This window comes from Helicobacter apodemus (genome assembly GCF_000765745.2).
Lineage (GTDB): Bacteria > Campylobacterota > Campylobacteria > Campylobacterales > Helicobacteraceae > Helicobacter_D > Helicobacter_D apodemus.
In genome coordinates, this window is record NZ_JRPC02000068.1 from 1 (window position 1) to 1,816 (window position 1,816).

At 32.9% G+C, this 1,816-nt stretch carries 2 protein-coding genes; both read left to right on the plus strand.

The window, feature by feature from the left end:
• The first annotated feature begins 121 nt into the window (after positions 1 to 121).
• On the plus strand, positions 122 to 625 hold the full coding sequence (locus tag LS72_RS10360; RefSeq protein ID WP_138155346.1) for a hypothetical protein: 504 nt from the start codon (positions 122 to 124) through the stop codon (positions 623 to 625).
• Positions 622 to 1,816, plus strand: a 1,195-nt coding sequence (locus LS72_RS10365; protein WP_269149296.1) for a lectin-like protein, incomplete at its 3' end; no start/stop codon positions are given. The genes LS72_RS10360 and LS72_RS10365, both read left to right, overlap by 4 nt.

The window sequence follows — 1,816 nt, forward strand, 5'->3', positions numbered from 1 at the left end:
AAAAAAAAGCTCAGCCTCAAAAAGAGACCGAGCTTTTAGCTTACTATAAAGGTTTTTACTTTTTGTATCCATCTTGCCAAATGGATAAGTGATTATAGCACAAATTTATAAGGTAACAAAAATGATTAAAAAAGAATTAAGGCAAGAAATCAAAGCTCTAAAGAGTAAGGCTAAAAGGCTAGAGGATTCCTCTAAAGCATCAAAAACTTTAAAGAAATTAAACAAAAAGATAGGTAATACCACAGGGAAGCTTATTATAAGCTCTGCTTTTTTAGCAGAGCTTAGGTTAAAAAGCCTTGACTACAAAAAGGCAAAGCAGTATAATAACCTTGATAATAAGCGTTATGACTTGCACTTTTTATCACTCCTTTCAGGAGTTAAGATTAAGCCACAGGAGTTCAGCCTGTGGCAAACTCCTAAAAACATTATAACTAATCCTTATAAAAAAATTCGAGATACTCTAAATAGCTATTTATTGCTATACCTCTTTATTATAACTTCTTATATAGTAATATTGCTAGTTATTCGTAGTAATACAATTATATCTAAGCTATCTTTTTCATCATTCTTGCTTTTCAACCTTAATTATTTTTTTAATCACTTAAATCAAAGGCTTAGACAATGAATCAAATCCCTAAAATTATCCTATTTTTTAGTTGTTTTATCTCTTATCTTTATAGCATAGATTGTCATTTTTTTGGAGAATTTCAATCTTATGGTGGGCATTATTACACTACTACTGCTAAAAGAATGAGTTTTGAGGAGGCTAAGACTTTGGCAAAAAGGAATGGAGGTTATTTAGCTATTCCTAATAACGCACAAGAAAATCAATTTCTTTCTACTCTTGTTCCTAGAGGTAAATATGCGTGGATTGGAATACACGACCCAAATTTTATGCAAAACCATTGTCTCCCTGATAGAGGTTGCCATTTTAGTGATACAAGATTTAGGGATATAAACAATAAACCTCTTGGCTATTCTAATTGGGCAACCAATCAACCTGATAATTTGTTGAAAGAATATGATGTTATAGAGGGAAAAGAAGTTATCTCACCACTTGGAGAGCATTGGGTAGCTATGGCTTTTAATGGACAATGGGCAGATATGGGGAATCACGCTGGGGAGGAAAATCCTAAGAAAGAATATGCCCTAATAGAATTTGATACTCAACCTGTATGCCATTCTGCCCCACAAACTGATGTTTTTAATGATGGAGATTTGTTAGGAAAATGTAATTCGTGGATAAGTGATGATGCAAATTACCCTATTGATGAATCTAAGGGAGTGCAAAACCTCTCTTGCTTGAAAGACCCTAAAGGAATAAGTTTTTGTCCGATAAATTTAACAGAATGTAGAGTGGATAATGGGGATAAGGTAAATGGTGGAGTAAGAAGAATTAAAGCAAAAATGCAGAAAAGGTATATTGATATAACCTATGCCACAGGTAGAATTTATTGGCATTCAGGATTTGTAGATATAAAGTTTAATATTAATGATATTAGAACCATCACTTCTTTTAAGGCTATTGCTTTTGGAGCTGATGATTGGGCAATTCTTTATCCGCCAAATAGAGCTATTACAGATTCTCAAAGGGATAAACAAGGATTACTTTATGTTCCTTATAATTCTAATGGGAGATTTTGGGAAACTGCTAGATATAATGGAGCAACTGCAGAGGCATTGAATAGATTAGAATTGCGTGGGTATTTAAGAAATGGACGCAATTTTATAAGAATGTTTTTTTCAACTTGGGATGGAGGAAGTTGGTATGCTATCTTTAGAATTATAGGTGAGGGTATTTCTTGTGCTAATGTAA